The organism is Nitratireductor soli (assembly GCF_001050155.1).
In the GTDB taxonomy this organism is placed as follows: domain Bacteria; phylum Pseudomonadota; class Alphaproteobacteria; order Rhizobiales; family Rhizobiaceae; genus Nitratireductor; species Nitratireductor soli.
Window position 1 is genome coordinate 85,839 of sequence record NZ_LFVY01000006.1, and the last position, 24,224, is coordinate 110,062.

Genomic DNA, 24,224 nt, shown 5'->3' on the forward strand with positions numbered 1-24,224 from the left:
GTCATCGCGCGCCGTAAACTTCACGCGATGAGCGCAATTTTTCCTTTCCGCTTCACGGTTTGTTTGCGTGAACGGGTTATGACAGGCACGGGCGGGATACGATGAAATACATACCCTTCATACTTTTCACGGTGATGACCAACGCGGCCGCGCAGCTGATGCTGAAGCACGGCATGATGACGCTCGGGCCGCTGACTTTCGCCGGCGACAACCCGATCCTGAAGGTCCTGCAGATCGTCTTCAGTCCGTGGATTTTCGCTGGCCTCAGCGTGTTCGTCATCTCCATGGCCTCGCATCTCTACGTGCTGTCGAAGGTCGAGCTGTCCTTCGCCTATCCGTTCCTGAGCCTCGCCTATGTGGCCGTCGCCGTGTTCGCCTATTTCCTCTTCCATGAGGATCTGAACGCCTACCGCATCGGCGGCATCGCGCTGATCTGCATCGGCACGGTGCTGATCGCCCAGAGCGGCCGCGATAAGCCCGAGCAGGAGGCGGCGCTCTCCAAAGACAAACTGCAGTCCGAAAGGTCGATCATCCAATGAGACATGTTATTTTCGGCGGCGACGGCTTTGTCGGCCGCCATCTGGCTCCCAAGCTCATCGCCGATGGCGAGGAGGTCATCGTCGCCGACATCGTCAAGAGCGACCTCACGCATTACCGCAAAGCCAAGTTCGTCCATTGCGACGTGACCGACCCGGCCGCCATCCAGGCACTCGGCATCAAGCCCGACGACATGGTCTACAATCTGTCGGCCAAGATGCTGTCGCCGATCCAGGTGCGCGCCAAGCGGCATGACTTCTTCTATCCGGTGAATTATCACGGCACCGCCCACATCATGGAGGCGATGGACAAGGCCGGGGCTTCGCGGCTCGTCCACTTCACCACCGACATGATCTACGGCCACACCGTGACCTATCCGATGACCGAGGACCATCCGGTCTCGCCGCTCGGCGAATATGGCCAGTCGAAGCTCGACACCGAGGTTCTGGCCAGCGATTGGCGCAAGCGCGGCATGAACATCTCGCTGTTCCGCCCGCGGCTGATCATCGGGCCCGGCCGCCTCGGCATCCTGGAAAAGCTGTTCAAGCTGGTCGACATGAACCTGCCGGTGCCGATGATCGGCTCGGGCAAGAACCCGTATCAATTCATCTCGGTGTTCGATTGCGCGGAAGCTGCGCGGCTCGCCTGGAAGGCGGGGGTGCCGAACCAGGCCTACAATCTGGGCTCGCTCAACCCGCCGCCGGTGCGCAAGCTGCTTGGCGATCTCGTCAAGCATGCCGGTTCGAAGTCGTTCCTTCTGCCGACGCCCGGCTGGGCGGTGAAGCGGACGCTCGACCTGCTCGACGCGATGAACATGCCGCTGATGGACCCCGAACAATATCTGATCGCCGACGAGATGTGCGTGCTGGACGTCTCCAAGGGCGAACGGGATCTGGGCTGGGTGCCGCAATACAATGACGGGGACATGCTGATCGCCGCCTATGACGAGTACCGCGCCAAGAAAGACGGCCGGACCGTCGGTGCGCACCAGGTTCCAGCCGAATAGGGAGGTCTCGATGACCGTGATTGCTAAAACAGAGACGAGTGGAGCCAGGCCCGTGATGAATGCACCGGAACTTGCGCCGAAGACGATCGTCAAGCCGAACCTTCTGACGGTGGAGGACGCCAAGGCGCTCGACATCGAGCGCATGACGGAGCTGTTCAAGGCGCATCTGAACCCTGGCCAGTTGCACTTCATGAAGCTGCTCGGCTTCCACAAGGTGAAGATCGAGACCGCCGAAGGCATGTACTACATCGATCAGAACGGCCGGAAAATCCTCGATTTCTTTGGCGGCTTCGGTTCGCTGGCCTTCGGCCACAACCATCCGCGCATTCTCGAGGCGCGGACGAAATTCCAGGCTGAGAAGCGGCACGAGATCGCCATAGCCTTCATGTCGCAATACGCCACGGCGCTGGCCAGCAATCTGGCCGCCTGCTCGCCGGGCGAACTCGACATGGTGTTTCTCGGCTCGTCCGGTTCCGAGGCGATGGAAGCGGCGGTGAAGCTTGCCGAGCGGGCGGCGGGACCGAAGCGGCCGAAGATCGTCTATGCGGAAAACTCCTTCCACGGCAAGACGAAGGGTGTTCTGACCATCACGGACGGACAGCTCTACCGTGGCGAATTCCGCCTGACCGACAATACGGTGCGCGTGCCTTTCGGCGACATCGACGCCATCGAGACGGCCTTCCGCACCGATCCGGAAATCGGCGCCATCGTGCTGGAGACCGTCCAGGGGGGCGGTGGCATCAACGAGGCGCCGCGCGAATTCTGGCAGAAGCTGCGCCAATTGTGCAACCAGTATGGTGTCATCTGGGTGGCAGACGAGGTGCAGTGCGGCTATGGACGCACCGGACGCTTCTATGCCTTTGAGCATTATGATGTGGTTCCCGACATCACGGCGCTGGCCAAGTCGCTCGGCGCCGGCAAGGCGGCCATCGCGGCGATGATCGCCAGGCGCGACATCTACATGAAGGCCTATGGCACGCCTAAGACGGCGATGATCCACGCCATGGCGACATTCGGCGGCATCGGCGAGGCTTGCGCCACGGCCATCGAGGGCGTCAATGTCCTTTATGACGAGGCGCTGATGGAAAACGCCGACGCGGTCGGTGCCCATCTCGTCGAGCGTCTGAACGCGCTGAAGGACAAGTACCCGCGCATCATCAAGGATATCCGTGGGCGCGGCTGCATGGTGGGCCTGGAGTTCCACGATTTCTCGCAGACGCTGCCGGCGGTGCTGCGGCCGGTCGTCGGCATGCTCGACGACAAGTTGAAGGGGTCGCTGTCCGGCTTCGTCGGTGCGCTTCTGTTGCGCGATTACGACGTGCTGGTGGCCTTCACCGAATACAACCGCAACGTCATCCGCCTTCTGCCACCGCTGATCGTCGGGCGCGACCATGTCGACAAGCTGGTGGATGCGCTCGATGCGCTGCTCGGGCGCGGCGTTGTTTCCATCGTCAAGGACTTCGTCAAGAGCCAGGTGAAGTAGGTGCCGGCATCTGACAAGATGAGTCCGAATTGGCTGTCAAATGATTGATAAATTTACCAAATAACGCCTCTCGCGCGACAACTGGCCGGGCTTGTCCCGGCCTTCTTTTTGGTTGCGACGGCGCAAGCCCCTCATCCGCCCGCCGTGCAAAGAGAACCTGCCTACTCGATCCGCGCGGCCACGCGCGGGCCGAGATAGGCGTCGAAGCAGTCGTTGAGCGTGATGCGCTCATGGTTCCGCATGGCCGGCGCGTAGAGCTTCAGCAAATCCGCATTGGCCGTGGTGAGCGGGCAGGTGGGGTGGAGGATCAGGTTGGTCTGCCGCACCGCCTCCAGCGCCTCGGCGTCCGGCGGCGGGACGGCGCGCGTCGGGTCGGCGCCGATCGCCAAGTGAAGCGGTGCATGCCGGTCCAGGAGCCAGGGGAAGGGGTTGACGAAGTTGAGGTTCAGGATGGTTTGGAATTCGACGCCCTGTTCCGTTTCCAGCGCGCGGATCGCGTCGACGGCGTCGTCGATGGCCATCAGATGCGCGGCCTGGAAGTCGAACTCCGAATAGAACATGTAGGCGGGCAGCTCCCCTATGCGGATGAAGTCCGCATAGGTGTCGCGGTGCCTGGCATAGAAGTCGAGCATCTTCTGCGAGCGGGCGAGGATTTCCGGACGCATGTTGAGACGGGCAAGCGTCTTCAGGTTCCTGCTCGGCATGTCCACGTTCTTGATCGCGCCGATATAGGTGCGCGCGGCACGCTCGGCGGCGTTGACGAGCGGCGGCAGGGCGGCAGCGGTGGCAAGGGTGGCGGCGACGAGGAACGTGCTGCGCCGCCCCGCGTCGGGCCAGAGGCGGAGGAGGGCGGGCAGGAGCACCGGCCAGACGAAGATCAGCGCCTGGCTGCCGGTGTTCTGCGTCTCGAAGAAGATGCCGGCGACCAGCACGGCGAGGATCCAGAACGCGTCGTGGTCGAGGAAACGGCCGAGTGCGGCAAGGCGCGGCGGGGTGCGCACGGCGCGCAGTCGGTCGGCAAGCGTCCGGCGCTCGCGATGGAGCAGGAAGAGCACCAGCAGGCCCGCCGGCGCGACGATGCCGAATGTGTGCGAGGCCGCCTGGAGAAAACGCGGCAGGAGGCTTCCTTCGTTCATGCGGACGAGTGCCAGGATGTCGCCGAGATAGGCGAGCGCGAAGCCATGCCAGACCTCCAGAAGGCCGAGGATGGCGAGGAAGATCGCTGCCGAGGCGACCGCTGTGCGCAGCGAGACGCGGCCGGCGGCAAAGGCGAAGGCGCATAGCAGCCCGCCCGAGACGAAACCGGTGATCTTGGTCAGGAACAGCGCCGTCATACCGGTGACGATGGAGACGAGCAGCAGCCGCTGATCGCGCAGATAGACGAGCGCGACCGTCAGCACATAGAGAAGCTGGCAGACCTGCCGGTTGTAGATGCCGAACCCGTCGGAGCCGGGGAAGGAGTAGAACTCGCGCGTGTTGAAGGGCAGCACGGCGAAGGCGAGGAAGGGCAGAAGCAGGGCGAGCGCCGTGCCGCGCGATTTCGCGTCGACCTGCCACAGCGCCAGCGCCATAAGCGGCGCGGTGACGGCGAAGAGCGACCAGTGCACGAGAAGCAGCGGCTGGGCATGCGGGAAGAGTTTCACCCCGCCGGCGAAAAGATAATAGCCGAGCGGTCCCACGGGGGTGAAAAAATCGGTCGCCGGCACCTGGCCCGAGAACAGCCGGTTGGCGGCGTCGAAATAGATGAAGAGGTCCCAGTACATGGGGCCGATCGGCACGTTGAGCGGCAAGAGCAGGAGGGCCGCCATGGCGAACGCCGTCAGGCACAACAGGGCGACCGGGCTCGTCAGGCGCGCGTGTTTCCTTGATGTCGTTTCTCGTTCGATCGCCGTTGCCATGTCTTGCCCGTGATGCATCGTTCCCGCCATTCCGCTAGCTTCTACAGCAGAGGCGATCAAAAGAGGTTAATTCGCTGGCTCAATCGCCGGTCCACCGCCCACCACCCGCCGCCGTCTGCCGCGTCCGATGGCGTGGGCCGTTTCAGTGATGTCGCATTCAGGCAATGAAGGGCCCGCTTGCCCGGACTAGATTGCGCTGCAAGAGTGGATCGATCACGGCGGCGCCTAAGCCCGGCCGTATGATGGCGAGGGAGAATGCCGACGATGAAAACTGAGGCGCGGGCGGTGGTCATCGGCGGCGGTGTGGTTGGCGTTTCGACGCTCTATCACCTGGCGAAAAAGGGTTGGTCCGATGTGGTGCTCGTCGAGCGCAAGGAACTGACGTCCGGCTCGACCTGGCACGCGGCCGGGCTGCTTCCCTTGTTCAACATGAGCTATTCGGTCGGCCAGATCCACAAATACTCGGTGAAGTTCTACCAGGAGCTGCAGGAAGAGACCGGCATGAATGTCGGTTTCACCCAATGCTCCAACATCCGCCTGGCGCGGACCAGGGATCGCTGGGACGAGTACATGTATTATGCGGGCATTGCCGAGACCATCGGCGTGCCGGTGAAGCTCTTGACGCCCGACGAGGTCAAGGAGGCCTGGCCATTGTGCGAGACGGACGGGCTCCTCGGCGCGATCCAGCATCCCGACGATGGCTACATTCAGCCGGCGGACCTGACCCAGGCGCTGGCCAAGGGTGCGCGCGACCTCGGCGCGGCGATCCACCGCAACACGGCGGTGACGGCCATCGAGCCGCAGGCGGATGGCGGCTGGGTGGTGAAGACCGACAAGGGCGACATCGCCTGCGAGCACGTCGTTTCCTGCACCGGCAACTTCGCCCGCAAGACGGGCGCCATGGTCGGGCTCGACGTGCCGGTCATCCCGGTCGAGCATCAATACATCGTCACAGAGCCGCATCCGGCCATCATCGCCCGCAAGAAAGCGGGCCTTCCGGAGATGGGGGTGCTGCGCGAGAGCGACTCTTCCTGGTACATGCGCGAGGAGAATGGCGGACTTTTGCTTGGACCCTACGAGGTCGGGGCGCCATGCTGTTATGTCGACGGTCCGTCGGACGACAGCGAGTACGAGCTGTTTCAGGAGGATCTGGACCGGTTGATGCCCTATGTGGAAACGGCGATCGCCCGCGTCCCAGCCTTCGGCGAGGTGGGCATCAAGAAGATCTACAATGGCGCCATCGCCTACACGCCCGACGGCTCGCCGATCATCGGCCCGGCGCCCGGCCTGAAAAATTTCTGGCTCAACGAGGGCCATTCCTTCGGCGTGACGGCGGCAGGCGGGGCCGGTTGGCAGCTTGCCGAATGGATCGTCGAGGGCGAACCGTCGATCGACATGATGGGCGTCGATCCGCGCCGCTTCGGTCCGTATGCGACGGAAGGCTATCTGCGGGAGAAGAACGAGGAGGCTTACGCCAATGTCTTCACGCTGCATTATCCCGACGAGGAGCGCGCTGCCGCGCGTCCGCTGAAGACGACGCCCTGCTACGAGCGGATGAAGGCGCACGGCGCGGTGTTCGGCTCGGTCTATGGCTGGGAGCGGCCCAACTGGTTCGCGCCGGAGGGCCTGTCGGTGCCGCAGGATGAGCTTGGCGTCGGGGCGGACGTGCTGTTGAACTACAACCACGCGCCGGCGTTGCCGGACGGGCGGATTGTCGAGAAATGGTCGTTCCGCCGCTCGAACTATTTTGCGCATGTCGGCAATGAAGTGAAGAATGTCCACGAGAATGTCGGCCTGCTCGACATGTCGGCCTTCGCCAAGATGGAGGTCTCCGGCCCCGGCGCGCGGGCCTGGCTGGACAGCATCCTGGCCAACCGCATTCCAAAGAAGCAGGGCAGGGTGGCGCTCTGCCACCTGTTGACGAAGAATGGCGGGGTGCGCTCGGAATTCACCGTCTATGAGTGGAAGCTAGGCCGCTTCTACCTGGTTTCGGCCGGCGCCTATGAGGCGCACGACCATGACGTGCTGCACAAGCTTTTGCCGGCCGACGGCTCGGTGGCGCTGAAACCGATCACCCAGCAGTATGGCGTGCTGGTGCTGGCCGGGCCGAAAAGCCGCGACGTCTTGCGCAAGGTGACGCGCACCAGCCTTTCCAACGCAGACTTCCCCTGGCTGTCCGGCAAGCCGGTTTCAATCGGGGCGGCCAGCGCGCATGCGCTCCGCGTCAATTTCGTCGGCGAACTGGGCTGGGAACTGCATCATCCGATCGAAATGCAGAACGCCATTTTCGATACGCTGATGGAGGCCGGCGCCGAATTCGGCATCAAGCCGTTCGGCATCCGCGCCATGACGGCGATGGCGATCGAGAAGAGCTACCGGCTGATCCCGCGCGAACTGTCGATCGAATACACGGCCTGGGAGAGCGGGCTCGACCGCTTCGTGCATCCCGACAAGGGCGATTTCATCGGCCGCGATGCGCTTCTGCGCCAGCGCGAGGCCGGTCCGGGCTGGACCTATGCGACGCTGGAGGTGCATGGGGTGGAAGATGCCGATGCACGCGGTAATGAGGCGATCTACTGGGATGGGCAATTGATCGGCCGCGCCACGCATGGCGGCTTTGGCTGGCGCACCGGCAAGAGCCTGGCGCTCGCCATGCTGCGACCCGAACATGCGGACGCGGGCACGGACCTCGAGATCAAGATACTCGGCAAGCTGCATGCGGCGACCGTCATCGAGGAAAGCCCGTTCGATCCGCAGAATGCGGCGCTGCGCACCGACTGCTGAGCGAATCCCGCGTCCACCGGTCGCGTGAATGTGATCGAGCGGCGCCGTGCGAGACCAGACAGCGTTTGCCGGCCGTGGTCTATGCGGTAGACTGTGGATATGTCCAGGTCGATTGGAGGTCTGCGTTTCCTCGGTCGCGGCGCGTTGGTCGCGATGGGTGTCCTGTGCGGCCTCCTGGCAGCGGGGCAGCCGGTTGCCAGGGCACAGGAAGCCGTCGATGTCGAGCTGGTGCTGGCCGTCGATGTGTCTCTGTCGATGTCGGCTGACGAACTGGAAATCCAGCGCAAGGGCTATGTCGCCGCCTTGACGCACAAGGAGGTGATCGACGCCATTCTCGATGGCGTGCATGGCAAGATCGCCATCACCTATTTCGAGTGGGCCGGCTCTTTCTCCCAGCATGTGATCGTTCCATGGACGGTGATCGCATCGGCGGAGGATGCTGCCCGGGTGGCGACGCAATTGTCCGCCAAGCCGCCCAGCAGCGCGCGCCGTACGTCGATCTCCGGAGCACTGCAGTTTGCCGGCGACCTCTTCGCCGAAAGCGGCTTTCGCGGCCTGCGCCGGGTGGTCGACGTGTCGGGCGATGGACCGAACAATCAGGGCGCGCCACTGGTCGCCGCGCGCGATGCGCTGATCAGCGTCGGCATAACGGTCAACGGGCTGCCGCTGATGACCAATGGCGGCCTGACCAGCGGTTTCGATGTGCGCGATCTGGATGTCTATTATCGCGAATGTGTGATCGGCGGCCCGGGTGCCTTCATGATTCCGGTCAATGACTGGTCGCAGTTTCCCGAAGCCGTCCGCCGCAAGCTGGTGCTCGAACTGGCTTGGCAGGACGATCATCCCATGCCGGTGATCCTCGCGCAGACCGGCGGCTATGACTGCCTGATCGGCGAGAAGATGTGGCGCGACCGCTCCTGGATGTGGACCGACCCCTGAGAGCGGTCACGCCTGATCTTTTCCCTACAGCTTCGATGCCACGGCTTCCATCTGCTCGGCGACCTGGCCCCAGCCTTCGTGGAAGCCCATCTTTTCGTGCGCTTCCAGGTCTTCCTTCGTCCAATGCAATGCACGCGCGATGTAGCGTGTCTTGCCGTCGCCGGCGTCCTCCAGGGTAATGATGGCGGTGAAGAAGGGTTTTTCCGATGGCTGCCAGGCGCTGGTGTAGGCGTCCGTGACGACGATCTTCTCGTTCTCGACGATCTCCAGATAGACGCCCGCATTGGGATACTCATTGCCCTCGGGGTCTTTCATGACGATCAGGCTGGCCCCGCCGGGGCGCACGTCGATCTCTGCCTTGGCAATGGTCCATGGAGCAGGGACGAACCATTGCTTGAGAATGTCCGCATCCGTCCAGGCGCGGAAAATCTTCTCGCGCGGCGCGTCGATGATGCGCGCCAGCACGAGTTCACGGTCGGATTCGGGCTTGATGTCGATCGGGGTGGCCATTGTCATTTTCTCCTCTGATTGTCTTCTGGCTCAAGGACGGTCGGCCCAGGCACGATCCGACACCGAGTCGATTTTTTTGTGAAATGGCCGGCGGGCGATTGCTTTCGCGTCACGCGACGAGCAGTTGCTTTCGGTCGGCGCGCTCCTGTTGCGGCGAGCGGGCATAGAGTTCGCGATAGCATTTGGAGAAATGCGAGGCCGAGACGAAGCCGCAGGCGACCGCCACTTCGACGACAGGCATGGGCGACTGAATCAGCAGGTGACGCGCCCGGTCGAGGCGTATCTCCAGATAATAACGCGCCGGCGAGCGACCCATTTCCTGACGGAAAAGGCGCTCGATCTGGCGGCGCGACAGGCCGACGCCCTGGGCGATTTCGACGAGGGACAAGGGCTCGGAGAGATTGGCCTCCATCAGCTCGATGATGGTCAGGACCTTCGAGTTCTGCACGCCGAGCCTGGCCCTCAGCGGCAGGCGCTGTCGGTCGGAAGGGCTGCGCACGCGGTCGGTCAGCAATTGCTCGCAGACGCGGTTGATCAGGCTGTCGTCGAAATCCTCGCCGATCAGCCGGAGCATCATGTCCATCGCCGCTGTGCCGCCGGCGCAGGTGTAGATGTTGGCTTCCATCTCGAACAGATCGGCGAAGACATTGGCTTTCGGGTATTTTTCCGCGAAGCCCGGCAGGTTTTCCCAGTGAATGGCGCAGCGTTTGTCGGCAAGCAGTCCGGCGGCGGCCAGCACATGCGCCGCAGTGCATAAACCGCCGATCGCCACGCCGCGATTGTATTCCTCGCGCAGCCAGGCAAACACCGTCTTGTCATTGTAGGTCTCGATGTTGAGGCCGCCGCAGACGATGACCATGGAAGGGCGCTCGTGATTGCCCATCTTGCGGCGCTCATCGGCAAGCGACGCGCCGACCGCCACCTCGACGCCATTGGACGCCCGAACAGGGGTGCCGTCGGCACTGGCCAGCCGCCATTGATAGGCTTCATAGCCGGCCATTCGGTTGGCCATGCGCAACGGTTCCAATGCGGCGGCGAAGGCCATCATCGTGAAATCGGGAATGAGAAAGAAAACAATCGATCTCTTGCAGACGTTTTCGCCCGGCATTCCACCCTCCCGAGTGCGCGTGGCAGTCGCTTCAGATCATGAAGCTGTCGTCAAAGCGTCATCAGGAAAGCCGTTTCCTGTCAATGCATTCGCCGCGCAGCGGGAGACTTTTTCAAGGCGCTTTCCGGCAACGCGAAACGCCGCGGCGGTTGCCCACGCGGCGCTGGCGGTTCGGCTGGACCGAATGGTTCAGCTGATAAGGAAGCCGAGGCGGGAGGCGGCGAGCGCGCCGGTTTCGCCGGGCATGGTGCGGCCGAGCCGCTGACGGGCGAAAACGGTGGTCGGGTTGCTCTTTTGGCTGCGGCGTATGAAGCGGGTCAGGAATTTCATCTTGCATCTCCATCGAAAGACTTCGGCTCTCACCGAGCGCCTTCACATGCGTGATGGATTGGGGTCGCTCGTTATTGCAGTGCACAATACCCGGTGAAAGGCGTCTGCGAGGCGGAAAATGCGAAGCGCGCAGCGGGAAATGCGACATCAGAGCATTCTGCAGCCAGGTGGTTTCACCTGATGTCCGCATAAATGCGGAACAGCAAAGAGATAGAGCGTCCTTTATGCGTCCGAATGGACGCATGGCGCTCTAACGGCAATCAGACTGGGAAAATCGGCTCCGGCGCTTGCGTCGGAGCCGTTCATTCCATGCTGCCGCTGGCGGGCGCTTGCATCGGGGTCGTTGTCCTCGTGTCCATCAAACTATCGGGGATCCTTGTCTTGGCGTTCGTCACGCCGAGGGTTCGGACGTCCATGTCGGGCATGGTCCATCATCGTGTCGTATTCGACGAGGAATGCCCTTATCGCTTGCCAGACTTTTGCTGCGGTCATTGTCAAACGCGCTCCTGTTTTCTGCTGGTTTTGCTCGTCGCGGGTCAAAAGCGCACGACGCTCCGATCGCCGAGGTCGTCGGGCTGCATCTGGGTGTATTGGCTCGGCCAGCCGATATCCTTGCGGATTTCCGCCGGCAGGCTGCCGATGACGCGCTCCGTGCGGCGCTTGTTGATTGCCTGCCGATAGCGGCGGAAATAGCGGTTGAAATGGGTCAAGACGGTCATCTCTCTTCTCCTGGTTCTGTTGCGGCACCTATGATCGTTGCCTTGTGATCTTGACTATGCGGCAAGCTTGATGTTCAATCAAACGCAATTGAATGATCTTTTTGTTCAAAGTTTTTGAATCTGGAGGCGACCTTGAACGCACCACTCAATCACCCGATGCCCTTATTGGAGCTGGATGTCTTACGCACCTTCGTGGCCATCGCCGAAACGGGCAGTTTCACGGCGGCCGCGAATGCCGTTTTCCGCACACCCTCCGCCGTTTCCATGCAGATCAAGAAGCTTGAAGAGTTGCTCGGGCGCTCGGTCTTCGCGCGCGATGCGCGTTCCGTATCGTTGACGGCCGACGGCGAAATGCTGCTGAGCTATGCGCGCCGATTATTGGCGCTGAACCGCGAGGCGGTGTCGAAATTCATCATGCCCGACATCAGCGGCATCGTGCGGCTGGGTTCGCCGGACGATTTCGGCGAGCGGGTGCTGCCAAGCGTGCTGAAGCGCTTTGCGCAGACGCATCCTTCCATCGCCGTCGATGTGGTGATCGACCAGAGCGTCAATCTGCGCAAGCGCATGGCCAATCGGCAACTGGACCTGACGCTCCTGACGTGCTCGGACGGCATCGTCGATGCCGGGGTGCAGGTGGTCTTCACCGAGCCGATTGTCTGGGCGGGCGCCAAGGGAGGCTGCGCGCATCTGCGCGAACCGTTACCGGTCTCGCTGTGGGAAGAGGGCTGCGCCTGGCGCGCCGGTGCGCTCAGCGCCATGTCGAAGCACGGGCGCGAGTATCGGGTCGCCTATATGAGCGCGCACACGGCCGGCCAGCGGGCGGCCATCCTGTCCGACCTGGCGGTCGCGCCGCTGCCCAAATCCTTCCTGCGCGACGATCTGGTCGAGCTTGGACCGAAGGATGGGCTGCCGCAGCTCGGGAACTATCACATCGGCATGATCGTTACGCCGGACGCATCGGCGCCGGTGCGGGCGGCGGCAGAGCACATCCAGGCGGCCTTCGAGCTGTTCAGCGAGACCGGCCGCTTCTGAGCGGCGCCGAACGGGCTTGAAGGATGGAGGCCGGGCATGAACGACCATCAGCGCATCGAGATCGGCGGGATTTCCCTGTCGAGCCCGGACAAGCTGCTGTTTGCCGAGGCCGGGATCACCAAAGCCGACCTCGCCCGCCACTATGAACGCGTCGCCGGGTGTTTGCTGCCGCACCTGCAGAACCGTCTTGTCAGCCTTGTGCGCTGCCCGGACGGGCAGGATCATCCCTGTTTCTTCCAGCGCCATGGCGGCAAGGGATTTCCCACGGCCGTCGGACGCCTGGAGATTGCCGAGAAGGACGGCGGCAAGGACGAGTATCTCTATATCAGCGATCTGGCGAGCGTCATCGCCGCCGTGCAGATGAGCGCTCTGGAGTTCCATATCTGGGGATCGCGCATCGACCGCCTTGAAGCGCCCGACCGGCTGGTCTTCGATCTCGACCCCGACGAGGATCTGGGGTTCGCCAGCGTCAGGGACGCGGCGGTCACAGTGCGCGACCGACTGACGGAACTCGGCCTGAACTCCGTGCCGCTGGTGACCGGCGGCAAGGGCATCCATGTCGTCGCGCCGCTGGAGCGGCGCGCGGACTGGCCGGCGGTGAAGGGGTTTGCGCGTGCCTTCGCCGAGCGTCTGGCGGAGGACGCGCCGGAGCGCTTTCTGGCGCAGGCGTCCAAGGCAAAGCGAGAAGGGCGCGTTTTCGTCGACTGGCTGCGCAATGAGCGCTCGGCGACGGCGATTGCGCCTTATTCCACGCGGGCGAGGGAAGGCGCGCCGGTGGCGACGCCGGTCTCATGGGGCGAACTCAAGCTTCTGAAGACCGCCAACGGGTTTCATATCGGCGATATGGAAGCACGCCTTGCCGCACCCGACCCGTGGGCGGAGAGCGGAGAATGGCGGCAGTCGATCACGAAAAAGATGCTTCACGCGGCGGGCGCGGACTAATCCTTATCCACGCTGCCGGCGTGCGTCGCGTTCCTCGCGCGAGCGGCGTCTTGGCCGTCCGCCGTCGCCGCCATCGTCTTCCAGCACCTTGCGCGGCGGGAGCGCCACCTGCTCGGCGAGTTTCGGAAACGGGTCGACCTTGTTGGGCAGCGCCATGGCGTAGACGAAATGCTCCTGGAATTTCGGTTCCAGCGCGGTCTCGATCTTCTCGATCCGGCGCACCGTTTCCTCGATCTCGCGGCGGAAATTGCGGTTGAGCAGCGCCATGCGCGCGCCGGTGCCGGCGGCGTTGCCGACCGCCGAGACGTTCTCCAGTTCGCAATCGGGGATCAGACCCAGGACCATCGCGTACTGCGGGTCGATGAAGGAGCCGAAAGCGCCGGCGAAACGGATGACATCGACCGTCTCGACGCCCTGCTTTTCCATCAGGAGCTTGATGCCGGCATAGAGTGCCGCCTTGGCGAGCTGGATGGCGCGCACGTCGTTCTGGGTGATGGTCAGGCGCGGTTCGCTCTCGGCCAGCACATAGGAGAAGGTGCGGCCATCGGCGACGATGCGCGGGCTTCTGGCTGCCATCGCGCCGTCGATCACGCCATCCTCGGAGATGATGCCGGCCAGATACATTTCCGCCACCACCTCGATGATGCCGGAGCCGCAGACGCCGGTGACGCCGGTCTCGCCGACCGCCTCGAGGAAGCCCGGCTCGTCGGACCACAGCTCGGAGCCGATGACGCGGTAGCGCGGCTCCAGCGTCTCCTTGTCGATGCGCACGCGCTCGATGGCGCCGGGGGCGGCGCGCTGTCCCGAGGAAATCTCTGCGCCTTCGAAGGCGGGGCCTGTCGGCGATGAGGCGGCGACGACGCGTTGGCGGTTGCCCAGGACGATCTCGGCATTGGTGCCGACATCGACGATCAGCATCATCTGGTCCTGCCGGTGCGGGCCTTCCGACAGCGTCACGGCGGCGGCATCGGCGCCGACATGGCCGGCAATGCAGGGGAGCAGATAGGTGCGTGCGCCCGGATTGAGTTTCAGGCGCAGATCGTCGGCCTTCATCTTCACCGCGCCGGAGACGGCCAGCGCGAAGGGCGCGCCGCCGAGCTCGGTCGGGTCGATGCCGAGGAACAGGTGATGCATGATCGGATTGGCGACAAAGACGCTGTCGAGGATGTCGCTTCGCTCGACGCCGCCGTCACCGGCGACCTTCTGCACCAGCTTGGAAATCTCCTGGCGCACCGCGCGGGTCATCGCCTCGCGCCCATCCGGATTCATCATGACATAGGAGACGCGGCTCATCAGATCCTCGCCGAAGCGGATCTGCGGGTTCGATGCGCCGGCGGAGGCGACGACGCGGCCGGACAGGAGCGACACCAGATGCATGGCGATGGTGGTCGAGCCGATGTCGCAGGCCAGGCCATAGGCCTCATTCTTCAGGCCGGGCCACAGGGCGATGAGGCGGGCCGTGTCGCTGTCTTCGTCCTGGTGGACGGCGGCGGTGACGGTCCAGTTGCCATCGCGCAAAATCTGCTGCACCAGCGGAAGGAGATAGGCGTCGGTCTCGATGCGCCCGAATCCCCAGTCCTTCTGCAGCTGCATTTTCAGCCGGTCGAGATCGCCGAGCGGCTTGTGCATGTCGGGTTCCTCGACCTCGACATAGCACAGATGGACGGCGGGAAAGCGCTCGATGACGCGGGTGTCGGCGTCCTTGCGCACCACCTGCGCGTTGATGACGGTGTCTTGCGGCACGTCGACGACCAGGTCGCCCTCGATGGTCGCCGAACAGGAGAGGCGGCGGCCGGCCGGCAGGTCGCGCTTTTCGGCATAGCGCGCCTCCTTCGGCCCGACGGGCGAGATGCTGTCCTTCGATGACGAGATCTTGTGTTTTGCGAAATGGCCTTCCTGCACCTCGATCTGGCAGCGGCCGCAGGTGGCGCGTCCGCCGCAAACGCTCTCGACATAGACGCCGAGCTGGCGCGCCGCATCGAGCACGGTCGTGCCGGCGGCAAAGCGTCCGCGCTTGCCGGAGGGCATGAAGAGGACGAGGTGGTCCTCGGGATGTGTTGCAGCCATATCTCAGCTCGTTGCGGCGTGGCCGGGCCTAGTGTCCTGCCCCAGCCAAACCGATAGGTTTGGACGGGACAAGCAGGCCACTAAATTATTGAATCTAGGGCAACTTTGCTTCAGCTGAAATGAATGCGAAGCCTTCATTTCAGCTGAAGCGTTGCACTAGCCCTGCGCACGCCTTGCTTCGCGCCCACCACGCCGGCGGCCGCCGGCGGAGGCCGGCGCAGCCGTGGCTCCGGCGCTGTCAGCACCCGAAGCGGCCGGCTTGTGGTCGCGATAGGTCATGATCCAGGTCTGGCAGTTCGGATCGGTGCCGTTGAGGACGTTGGCGGCGCGAACCGCCTCCATTTCCTGCGGGCGGCAGGGATTCATGATGGCGCTGGTCATGCCGGCGCCGATGACCATCGGAATGAAACCTGCATTGATGCCGTGCCGGTGCGGGATGCCGAAGGAGATGTTCGACAGGCCGCAAGTGGTGTTGACCTTCAGTTCCTCGCGCAGGCGGCGCAGAAGAGCGAAAACCTGTTTGCCCGCTGTGCCCATCGCGCCGATCGGCATGACCAGGGGGTCGACGATGATGTCGTGGGCGGGGATGCCGTAATCGGCGGCGCGCTGGACGATCTTGCGCGCCACCTCGAAGCGCACGTCGGGATCCTCGGAAATGCCGGTCTCGTCATTGGAGATCGCCACCACCGGCACATCGTATTTCTTGATCAGCGGCAGGATGGCTTCCAGCTTTTCCTCCTCGCCGGTGACCGAGTTGACGAGGGGACGGCCCTTGGCGACCTTCAGCGCCGCCTCGATGGCCGCAGAAACGGACGAATCGATCGACAGCGGCACATCGACAAGGCTCTGGACGATCTCCAGGGTCTGCACCAGCAGCGCCGGCTCCGTGGCGTTGGGATCGACGGCGGTGACGCCCGCATTGACGTCGAGCATGGTCGCGCCGGCGGCAACCTGCTCCAGTGCATCCCTTTTCACCGTCTCGAAATTGCCCACCACCATCTCGGCGGCGAGTTTCTTGCGGCCGGTCGGGTTGATGCGCTCGCCGATGACGCAGAAGGGCTGGTCGAAGCCGATCACGACTTCCTTGCTGGCCGAGGCGACGATGGTACGGGTCATTCACTGTCCTCCAAAGGATATAAAGACTTCTTTATATGGTTATTTGATATGTTGCAACTTGGGATGCCGAGCGAATGGGGAATTTGCGAATAGGGAGTAGCGAATAGCGAATAGGGCAAATGCGTTGACTGTTCAGATTTCCCATGGAACCGCTCGCTATTCGCTATTCGCTATTCGCTATTCGCTATTCGCATTCTTGACCATGTCGACGGGCTTCTCGCTGGCATTGTCGTGCAGGATGTGGTCGAGCCTTTCGGCGACCAGCGCATCGTCGGCTCCCGCTTCGCGCATCCACGGGCGCCGTCCCTTGAGGACGCCCGATTCATGGACGATCTCGGCGACATACTCCTCCTGGCGGTAGGCCATCACATGGATGCCGGAAATGCCGTCGATCTCCTTCACCTCGTTGATGATGTCGATGCACAGGCGCTTGCCTTCCTGCTTCTGGTTTTCGGCGCCCTCAAGGCGTTTGACCACGGAATCGGGGATATGCACGCCCGGCACGTTCGAACGGATCCAGCGGGCCGTCTTGGCCGAGGCCAGCGGCCCGACGCCAACCAGAATGAAGCAGTTCTCGATGAGCCCCAGATCGCGCACGCGCTTCATGTACTCCGTCAGCATGGGCACGTCGTAGCAATACTGGCTCTGCACGAACTGCGCCCCGGCGGCGATCTTCTTGGCAAGCCTGAGCGGCCGGAAATCATAGGGCGGGGCAAACGGATTGATCGCCGCGCCGAGGAAGACTGCCGGCGCCGTCGACAATTTGCGGCCGGAAAGGAATTTCTCCTCGTCGCGCATGGTGCGCACGGTTTCGAGCAGAGACATGCAGTCCAGATCGAAGACCGGCTTGGCGCCCGGCTGGTCGCCCGCCTGAACGCCGTCGCCGGTCAGGCACATGATGTTGCCGACGCCCATGGCGGCGGCACCCAGCACGTCGCCCTGGATGGCGATGCGGTTGCGGTCGCGGCAGGCGATCTGCATGATCGTCGCGTAGCCCATGCGGGTCAGCAGCGCGCAGATTCCGAGCGACGACATGTGGCAATTGGCGCCGGACGCATCGACGGCGTTGATGCCGTCGACCCAGCCATCGAAGACAGCTGCGCGCTCGTAGACATCCTGCGCGTTGGCGCTGTCGGGCGGGTTCAGTTCGGCGGTTACGGCGAACTCGCCGCGCCTGAGCACGCGCTCGAGCCTGCCGCGCGAGGAATGGCCGGGCAGGGGCTCCAGCGGCAGATCGACGCCTGCCGGATTCTCGTCGATCTGCGGCGGACGTGTGGTCATGCAGCGGTCCCGGATGTGTTCTTGCGCTCATGGGCGGCCAGCGCCGTCACGCGCAGCCAGGCGGAGGTTTCGCGCAGCGATTGATCGACCGGTTTCTGCACCGCCAGGATGGCATCGTTGGCGCGCATCGTCTGGGCACCTTCCCAGGCCTTGACCCAGACGCAGGGCATGTCCGGCTCGACCTCGCAATGACCGTTGGCGCGCACGCCGCCGCAGGGACCGTTGCGCAATTGCTTCGGGCAGTTCATCGGGCATGACATGCCGGTCGAGGACAGCACGCACTGGCCGCACATGCGGCAATCGAACATCAGGCCCTTGACGTGCCGTTCGACGAATTTCACCGGCCTTTCGGCGCGGGCATAGCCGATTGCATTCCAGAATGGATGCAGCATCAGGAACAGGTCGGCGAAGCGGGCATAGACCCATTCCAGGAAGCGTGCGTGACGCACCGACCAGAGGCGCATGGTGTAGCGCCGCTGGAGGCGGCGCTGCGGCGACACGTCGGCTGGTTTGTAGGCGAGCTTGCCGCGCGCCTTCTTGACCAGCGTCGCCTGGGTTACCGCCGGAGCGGAAGTCTTTTGCGCCTCATTCCCTGACATGCCCACCTGCCTTGACGAGCGCCTTCAGGCGCTCCGGGTTGAACTTCTGGTCGATTTCGAGGAAGGCCTTCTCGGCTTCGCTTTCCAGATCGTCGCCGACCTCGACCGGCTCGCCGCGTCGCCACTCGGCCAAGTAGGCATCCGTGTCGCGCGCGCCGACGCGCATGGCGCACATGTCGATCGCTTCCGTGAAGCGCAAAGGCAATTCGCGCTTGGCGGTCTGGCGGCCCTTCTTGACGATCACCTGGGCAGGGATATCTCGCCAGTAAACAACGATCAGATTGGCCATAAGCGCTTGTCCTTCCTTGATTTCGAGCATTGCCGCATGCGCGGAGCCGCCGCTTGTTGTGGGGCGACGCGCGCGCATTCAAATGCGACGTGGTGAAAAATGCAATTCGCAGCGGTGAAGCCGGGATCAGGGTATGACGACGCCGGCAAGCACGCTTGCCGCGCCGACAACGGCGGCGATTACAAGAAGCGACAGCACACCGCAGAAGGCGCCGATGCCGAGAAGAATGCCATCGCGCTCCGAAAGGGCGAGCCCGATCAGGGCGCAGGAGAAGGCGGGAAACCAGTTGCCGAGCGGGATCGGCAGCGTCACGGCTATCGCCAGGACCAGCGCGATCATGCCGATGGCGCGATCTGCGTGATTGCGGGCGAACGGCCAGTAGCGTGGCTTGATCAGCTGCTCGATCCACACCAGCCGCGGGATCAGCCTATCGCTCATATGGCGGAACTTGTCGGCACCGATCGCCTTGTTGAGGACGAAGCGCGGCAGCCATGTGGTGCGATTGCCGAGCACCATCTGCATGGCGATGATGACCAGCGGAGGGCCGAGAATCAGCGTGCTGCCCGGCGGGAAGGGCAGGAGATTGAGGCACGAGAAAAAAACCAGAAGCGTCGCGAAACTGCGGTCGCCGAGCGCCTGGCGGATTTCGGCGACCGTGACCCTCTCACCGGCACTGTCGGCCAGATCCTGGAAAATGCGCGACAGGCGGCGAGGGGGATTGTCCGCGGGCGGCGCGCCCGACACCGTGTCCAAGTCCATGCCCTCCGCTTTCATCGCGCAGCCCTGTTGTAGACGCCGAATCTCGTTCGGCCTGACGGGCACTCTTCTCTTTTTGCGATTAAGCCTTCATGACAAAAGCCGCAAGACCGCACCGGCGTGGCCATGTCACGGTTTGCGGCGGAACTCGAGAATATCGAGCTTCGATTCGTACACCGGTGCCGGAAATTCGATGCGCCAGCTATGTTGCCCGTCGCGCAAGGCATAGCCGACCTGATCGGTTTCGCGCCCGGCGCCATAGCGCGGCTTGGGGTCGCCGGCGACGAAGAAGGCGCCGAGATAGATCTGCCGCTTGTTCCCATCATTGAAGAAGCGGCCTTCGGTGCGTTGCGAACCATTGAGTTTTTCCAGAAACCAGCCGGATCCATCGTCGGTGACGCGACAACGAAACCAGTCATAGACAACGAGAGAGGCAATGCCGCCGACCTTGATCGTGCGGCATTGCCAGTCGCCCGTCAGATCGAAGCCATCGAAGGATTGCGCGGGGCGGGCGCTGAGCTCGTCGAGCGTGGCGACATCGCCGGCGCTGCCGCCTTGCCTTGCCTCGGTGACGGCCTTGCCGCGGATCGCGTCGAAGGCGTCAAGGCGCGCCGCATCGCGATATGTGATGTCGCGCAGCACCGAATCCTTGTCGAACCCGGCAATGTCCATCTCGAGTTTCTGCTGGACGATGGACATGGGTCCGTCGGCCGCTTTTGCGGTGCCGAACTGCAGGGGCGCGGCCAGAAGAGTCGCGGCCAGAGCAGTGGTCAGGATGCGGGACATTGAGGCTTCCTCTGCAAGGGATCAGATACAAACATAGGCTTTGTAACCATTTCGTGGCGAAGGGCCGAGTTGATGGCGACGAGTTGATGGCAGAAGGTCGGGCGATCACCCCTCGATGCGGGATGCCTGGTCAAGCGCGGCCGTCAGATCGCCATAGCCGGTTTGCCGCCGCTCATAGACGAGGCCCAGCAGGCGGGCAGCGTCCTCGGCCACCTTGTCCAGCGCCGGATCGTTGGTCTGCGCCAGATAGACCAGCTTCTCGTAATTGCCGAAAAAATCCTCGATCAGTTCCGGATGCCGGTCGAGCCCAAGCGGTTTGAGAAAAAAAGCCTCGAACTGGCGGCACAGGAAATCGGTCATGTAAAATGACATCATGTCGTCTTCCGCCGTCTCGTTGAAGGCGTCGAGGCCCTGATAGAACGCGAAGCAATGCGGCCCGGCAATGCGCTCCACGCCATGCTTCTCGCAGACGCGGTCAAGCAGGCCGCCAGTGCCGCAATCGGCGTAGCCGACGAAGATCTGACCATACCCGGCGGCCCTGGCTTCGGTTATGGCCTTGTCCATTGCCGGGGCAATCCGGTCTGGATAATAATGATACTCGGCCGGCAGGCAGGTCAGTTCGAGATGATCGAAGCCGAGGCGATCGCGCACGGCAAGCACCTCGCGGGCAATCATGCCGCAGGCGATGACCAGAACTTTTTGCGATGTCACGCGTTGTTGCACCGTAGCGCTGCCGTTCCTTCCGGGGCGGACCATCTCTAAGGGAGACAGATCATGACATTTTCCGTTTTTTCCCGCCTGGCCATTGTGATTGCCATTGCCGGACTGTCCGCGGGCTGTGCCAACACGATCCGCGGCGTGGGACACGATGCGGCCAATGCGGTCGATGCGACCCAGAGCGCCGGACGCAACGTTTCCCGGGCCGCACAATAAGGACGGGTTTGGCGAGCGGTCAACCCGCCCGCCTGCGGAGTCATGCGCTGGCGGCCATGTTGTGCTTGCGCTTGACCAGTTCCTTGGCGGTCTCAACGGCCACGGCCGCGTCGCGGCAATAGGCATCGGCGCCGACGGCCTTGCCGAACTCCTCGTTCAGCGGCGCGCCGCCGACGAGCACGATGAAGTCGTCGCGGATGCCCTTTTCCTTCAGCGTGTCGATGACCACTTTCATGTAGGGCATGGTGGTGGTGAGCAGCGCCGACATGCCGATGATGTCCGGCTGATGCTCCTCGATCGCCGCCAGGTATTTTTCGACCGGGTTGTTGATGCCGAGATCGATGACGTCGAAGCCGGCGCCTTCCATCATCATGCCGACCAGGTTCTTGCCGATATCGTGGATGTCGCCCTTGACGGTGCCGATCACCATCTTGCCCTGCTTGGGGGCACCGGTCTCGGCCAGGAGCGGGCGCAGAATGTTCATGCCGGTCTTCATCGCATTGGCCGACAGGAGCACTTCGGGAACGAACAGGATGCCGTCGCGGAAATCCTCGCCGACGATGCGCATCCCCTCGACCAGTGCCTGGGTCAGCACGTCGTAGGGCACCCAGCCGCGCTCCAGAAGAATATTCGTGCCTTCCTGCACCTCCTCCTTCAACCCGTCATACAGATCGTCGTGCATCTGCTGCACGAGTTCGTCGTCGGGGAGCTCGGATAGGATGATTTCGTCGTCTGACATTGTCTGGCTCCTGTCGTGGCACTGGCACGGGCTTTTGGCCCACCGGCGTACGCATTCAGGTTACTTAATCCGGCATGACCGTGTTCCCATAGCTGATTTGCGACGTCCTGCAATAAGAAAGCGACTGGAAATGATGGGTTTTTCCGTTTGCAGCGGATTATGGGAACATGTTTTCGCCCAGGCCCAGCAGCAAGAGAAGGCAATTCAACTCTTAGCCAAAGTCGAGCGGTTTGGTTAGCAAAAAATTAATGAAGCGTGAGGCATGGTATATGCCGTCTAGTGGGGGCTTGTCTGCTTACCGAATAGGAGCAGAGTCATGGGTAAAGCCCCTCTATTCTCCGTATTTCTTGTCGCCATTTCCACGTCTTCGGCAGGCGCCGTGGACGGCTCGGTCCTTTTCAACGGCTCGGTTTTATCGACGTGTCTGATAACGATCGGCACGCCGGGCACGCTTGTCGCCAATCCCGGCTACACCGTGTTGAGCTCGGAAGAACCCGGCGGCATCGCCGGCACAGCGACCATTCTGGCCACCGGCCTGGGTTTCAATGTCTCAACGGCCGCACCAGCCGCCTTCACCAGCGCTCCAGCCGGCGGCGACGATTCCGTGGTCTGGTCTTCTGCCTACAGCGCCAGTGGCGTGACGTCACTGCTTGATATTGTCGGCAACGTGACATCACCCCTCGGTCTCGGCCTGACCAATCTCAACGTTGACCTCACGGCGACCAAATCGGCAGGTCATTTTCCAGCCGGCACCTATTCCGCCATGGTTACGGTGACCTGCGAGTAGCCGGCCGATGCGCATTCTGTTGCTGATTGCGGCGGGATTTTCCGCCGCACTCACGCACGCCTCGGCTCAATCAATGACGCCGATGCGCGGTGAGGTCACGAGCTTCGGCGGCGCTTTTGCCGTCCGGGTTCGCCCCTATAATCCCTACAACCATCGTATCCGCGTGGCCGTGCGCGTCTACGATGCCGATTTCATGCCGGTCGCTGCGCGCGTCTCGCCGCCTGAAATGATGCTCGGCAGCAGGGATTCGCGTCCGGTCCTGGTTGAAGTCGAATTCGGCTCCACGAAGGAAAAACGCGTGCGCATCTGCACGGAAAGCACGCCGTTTCCGAGTCATCAAACCAAGATAAGGGCCCAGATATGTGGTCGTTTCATCGCACGGCGTGCCGATTGAGCGCGCTTGTCATGTCGCTTCTGGCGGGCGCACCGGCGACCCTTGCCAATGATGATCGGTATATCGTCAATCAGAACCAGACCGGTGTCACGCTGCCGGGGGTTGTCATGCCGAACGGTTTCGATGAGGTCCGCGCCGCTGATGGGACGACATGCAGATCATCGATGGCGGGATCCGGCGCCTATCTTGATTCCGGCGTCATCGGCGGCGGGCTCAACGGTTCGTCCAACTCGGTCTCCGCCTATGGGCGGCTGGTGTTGCCGCTTGGCGAGACGCCCCCCAGGCTCAATTGCAATCGGCTCTATCAGCTGGAGCTGCAGCGGCTTGAACTGGAAGTGCGGCTGCTCAAGCAGGGGCTCGATCCACGCGCCGCGACCAACGCCGCCGGCGCTTGGGCGAGCGATGATGGCTGGACGAACAAGGACAGGCGTTGAGGGCTGCCAAATCTGTTGTCTGAACGAGGGGCTCGAGCAAAAGATGTTTGTTATCGTATATTTTTTCTGGATTATTGTATAATTATAAATATGATTCTAAGTAACATACTTCATGACTTTGCTTAATGTAGTTTATATTTTGATATGATTTTAATGTTTGTTTTTTATATGAGTTTTTATATAGATATGACTGATAATATATCCGAATATATTTATTGACTCTGATTCTGCAATGGATTACGCGCTCCAAATTGATTTAGATTTGGAGATTAAAATGAAAAGCAGAGTTTCTATATTATTTGGACTTTTATCTTCATCCTTTGCTTGCGCGGCGCCTGCGTATGCGGCGTCGGAGTCGGTGCCGTTCTACAGCGAGGTTCAGGACAGCTGCACCATAACGCTGGATTCTCCGGGGGTCATGGCGGCCGAGGGCTTCTTCAAGTTGAGCTCAAAGGCCGGCAGCGGCGGCGCAGGTCGAGTGGACATCTTTACGACCGGACGTGGGTTCAATGTTTCGACTGCTGCGCCTTCTGCGTTTGTGAGGTCACCGGCCGGCGTTGGCCCGACAACGTTCTCTTCAAGCTATTCCGCGACGGGTGCCACGTCTTTGGCCAATGTGCCGGGGCTTGTCATCTCTGCACTAGGACATGGTTATACCAAGTTGTCGGTAGACTTGACGGCGGAAACTACAGGGGTTGTTTTCCCGTCGGGAGCCTATCAGGCCGATGTCACGGTAACCTGCGAGTAGGGTTGCG

The 24,224-nt window shown here is 62.5% G+C and carries 26 protein-coding genes; 12 read left to right on the forward strand and 14 right to left on the reverse strand.

What is annotated here, in order from left to right:
• Positions 1-101 precede the first annotated feature (101 nt).
• The 3 genes from AB843_RS09005 to AB843_RS09015 are packed head-to-tail and all read left to right on the forward strand — an operon-like array spanning position 102 to position 3,026.
• Positions 102-539 carry an EamA family transporter gene (locus AB843_RS09005; protein WP_048646501.1) on the forward strand — a complete coding sequence of 146 codons (438 nt, stop codon included), beginning with the start codon at positions 102-104 and terminating at the stop codon, positions 537-539.
• The gene (locus AB843_RS09010; RefSeq protein WP_048646502.1) at positions 536-1,543 is read left to right on the forward strand and encodes an NAD-dependent epimerase/dehydratase family protein; all 1,008 of its coding nucleotides are present in this window, start codon (positions 536-538) and stop codon (positions 1,541-1,543) included. Before AB843_RS09005 ends, AB843_RS09010 begins: the two co-directional genes overlap by 4 nt.
• A gap of 55 nt (positions 1,544-1,598) precedes the next feature.
• Positions 1,599-3,026: an aspartate aminotransferase family protein gene (locus AB843_RS09015; RefSeq protein ID WP_244467941.1), complete on the forward strand. Its 1,428-nt coding sequence runs from the start codon at positions 1,599-1,601 to the stop codon at positions 3,024-3,026.
• 161 nt (positions 3,027-3,187) lie between these two features.
• On the opposite strand, the gene AB843_RS09020 is transcribed toward AB843_RS09015, so the two are convergent.
• Complete coding sequence (locus tag AB843_RS09020) at positions 3,188-4,942, reverse strand: hypothetical protein (protein WP_244467935.1); 1,755 nt, start codon at positions 4,940-4,942, stop codon at positions 3,188-3,190.
• Between the two features lie 246 nt (positions 4,943-5,188).
• On the opposite strand from AB843_RS09020, the gene AB843_RS09025 reads away from it, so the two are divergent.
• Positions 5,189-7,708, forward strand: a complete 2,520-nt coding sequence (locus AB843_RS09025; RefSeq protein ID WP_048646504.1) for a GcvT family protein — start codon at positions 5,189-5,191, stop codon at positions 7,706-7,708.
• A 99-nt stretch (positions 7,709-7,807) separates the two neighbouring features.
• Complete coding sequence (locus AB843_RS09030) at positions 7,808-8,647, forward strand: DUF1194 domain-containing protein (protein WP_425286807.1); 840 nt, start codon at positions 7,808-7,810, stop codon at positions 8,645-8,647.
• A gap of 24 nt (positions 8,648-8,671) precedes the next feature.
• Here the strand turns inward: AB843_RS09030 and AB843_RS09035 are convergent, their stop codons facing one another.
• The 4 genes from AB843_RS09035 to AB843_RS09045 form a co-directional block, all read right to left on the reverse strand.
• The gene (locus tag AB843_RS09035; protein WP_048646506.1) at positions 8,672-9,157 is read right to left on the reverse strand and encodes an SRPBCC family protein; all 486 of its coding nucleotides are present in this window, start codon (positions 9,155-9,157) and stop codon (positions 8,672-8,674) included.
• A gap of 109 nt (positions 9,158-9,266) precedes the next feature.
• Positions 9,267-10,265: a GlxA family transcriptional regulator gene (locus AB843_RS09040; protein ID WP_048646507.1), complete on the reverse strand. Its 999-nt coding sequence runs from the start codon at positions 10,263-10,265 to the stop codon at positions 9,267-9,269.
• A 189-nt stretch (positions 10,266-10,454) separates the two neighbouring features.
• Positions 10,455-10,595, reverse strand: a complete 141-nt coding sequence (locus AB843_RS25905) for a hypothetical protein (protein ID WP_087587073.1) — start codon at positions 10,593-10,595, stop codon at positions 10,455-10,457.
• Between the two features lie 536 nt (positions 10,596-11,131).
• On the reverse strand, positions 11,132-11,314 hold the full coding sequence (locus AB843_RS09045) for a hypothetical protein (RefSeq protein WP_048646508.1): 183 nt from the start codon (positions 11,312-11,314) through the stop codon (positions 11,132-11,134).
• 132 nt (positions 11,315-11,446) lie between these two features.
• Here AB843_RS09045 and AB843_RS09050 point away from each other — a divergent pair, with 132 nt between their 5' ends.
• Together AB843_RS09050 and ligD are read left to right on the forward strand one after the other, a co-directional pair.
• A complete protein-coding gene (locus tag AB843_RS09050) occupies positions 11,447-12,346 on the forward strand; it encodes a LysR substrate-binding domain-containing protein (RefSeq protein WP_048646666.1) in 900 nt (299 codons plus the stop codon).
• 36 nt (positions 12,347-12,382) lie between these two features.
• Positions 12,383-13,288 (forward strand): non-homologous end-joining DNA ligase, encoded by a 906-nt coding sequence (gene ligD / locus AB843_RS09055; protein ID WP_048646509.1) that lies wholly within the window; start codon positions 12,383-12,385, stop codon positions 13,286-13,288.
• A gap of 3 nt (positions 13,289-13,291) precedes the next feature.
• Here the strand turns inward: ligD and AB843_RS09060 are convergent, their stop codons facing one another.
• From AB843_RS09060 to AB843_RS09095, 8 genes are all read right to left on the reverse strand, one after another.
• Entirely contained in the window at positions 13,292-15,355 is a 2,064-nt protein-coding gene (locus AB843_RS09060) for an ASKHA domain-containing protein (RefSeq protein WP_048646510.1), read from the reverse strand.
• A gap of 156 nt (positions 15,356-15,511) precedes the next feature.
• Entirely contained in the window at positions 15,512-16,471 is a 960-nt protein-coding gene (locus tag AB843_RS09065; RefSeq protein ID WP_048646511.1) for a methyltetrahydrofolate cobalamin methyltransferase, read from the reverse strand.
• A gap of 177 nt (positions 16,472-16,648) precedes the next feature.
• Positions 16,649-17,752 (reverse strand): methylenetetrahydrofolate reductase, encoded by a 1,104-nt coding sequence (locus AB843_RS09070; RefSeq protein WP_048646512.1) that lies wholly within the window; start codon positions 17,750-17,752, stop codon positions 16,649-16,651.
• The gene (locus tag AB843_RS09075) at positions 17,749-18,351 is read right to left on the reverse strand and encodes a methylenetetrahydrofolate reductase C-terminal domain-containing protein (RefSeq protein ID WP_048646667.1); all 603 of its coding nucleotides are present in this window, start codon (positions 18,349-18,351) and stop codon (positions 17,749-17,751) included. The genes AB843_RS09070 and AB843_RS09075 overlap by 4 nt, the downstream gene beginning before the upstream one ends.
• Positions 18,338-18,640, reverse strand: a complete 303-nt coding sequence (locus tag AB843_RS09080) for a virulence factor (RefSeq protein WP_048646668.1) — start codon at positions 18,638-18,640, stop codon at positions 18,338-18,340. Before AB843_RS09080 ends, AB843_RS09075 begins: the two co-directional genes overlap by 14 nt.
• A gap of 126 nt (positions 18,641-18,766) precedes the next feature.
• A complete protein-coding gene (locus tag AB843_RS09085) occupies positions 18,767-19,399 on the reverse strand; it encodes an exopolysaccharide biosynthesis protein (RefSeq protein WP_048646669.1) in 633 nt (210 codons plus the stop codon).
• Between the two features lie 126 nt (positions 19,400-19,525).
• Positions 19,526-20,182, reverse strand: a complete 657-nt coding sequence (locus tag AB843_RS09090) for a DUF4893 domain-containing protein (protein ID WP_053086114.1) — start codon at positions 20,180-20,182, stop codon at positions 19,526-19,528.
• Between the two features lie 105 nt (positions 20,183-20,287).
• Positions 20,288-20,938, reverse strand: a complete 651-nt coding sequence (locus tag AB843_RS09095; RefSeq protein WP_048646513.1) for a DUF1638 domain-containing protein — start codon at positions 20,936-20,938, stop codon at positions 20,288-20,290.
• Between the two features lie 18 nt (positions 20,939-20,956).
• On the opposite strand from AB843_RS09095, the gene AB843_RS09100 reads away from it, so the two are divergent.
• Complete coding sequence (locus AB843_RS09100) at positions 20,957-21,115, forward strand: entericidin domain-containing protein (protein ID WP_048646514.1); 159 nt, start codon at positions 20,957-20,959, stop codon at positions 21,113-21,115.
• 40 nt (positions 21,116-21,155) lie between these two features.
• Here AB843_RS09100 and AB843_RS09105 read toward each other — a convergent pair whose 3' ends face one another.
• Positions 21,156-21,854: a corrinoid protein gene (locus AB843_RS09105; protein WP_048646515.1), complete on the reverse strand. Its 699-nt coding sequence runs from the start codon at positions 21,852-21,854 to the stop codon at positions 21,156-21,158.
• A gap of 316 nt (positions 21,855-22,170) precedes the next feature.
• Here AB843_RS09105 and AB843_RS09110 point away from each other — a divergent pair, with 316 nt between their 5' ends.
• From AB843_RS09110 to AB843_RS09125, 4 genes are all read left to right on the forward strand, one after another.
• On the forward strand, positions 22,171-22,641 hold the full coding sequence (locus tag AB843_RS09110; protein WP_048646516.1) for a hypothetical protein: 471 nt from the start codon (positions 22,171-22,173) through the stop codon (positions 22,639-22,641).
• A gap of 7 nt (positions 22,642-22,648) precedes the next feature.
• Positions 22,649-23,035 carry a hypothetical protein gene (locus AB843_RS09115; RefSeq protein WP_048646517.1) on the forward strand — a complete coding sequence of 129 codons (387 nt, stop codon included), beginning with the start codon at positions 22,649-22,651 and terminating at the stop codon, positions 23,033-23,035.
• Positions 23,036-23,046: 11 nt separating this feature from the next.
• On the forward strand, positions 23,047-23,469 hold the full coding sequence (locus tag AB843_RS09120) for a hypothetical protein (RefSeq protein ID WP_048646518.1): 423 nt from the start codon (positions 23,047-23,049) through the stop codon (positions 23,467-23,469).
• A gap of 232 nt (positions 23,470-23,701) precedes the next feature.
• Positions 23,702-24,217: a hypothetical protein gene (locus tag AB843_RS09125; protein WP_048646519.1), complete on the forward strand. Its 516-nt coding sequence runs from the start codon at positions 23,702-23,704 to the stop codon at positions 24,215-24,217.
• The last annotated feature ends 7 nt before the right edge of the window (positions 24,218-24,224 follow it).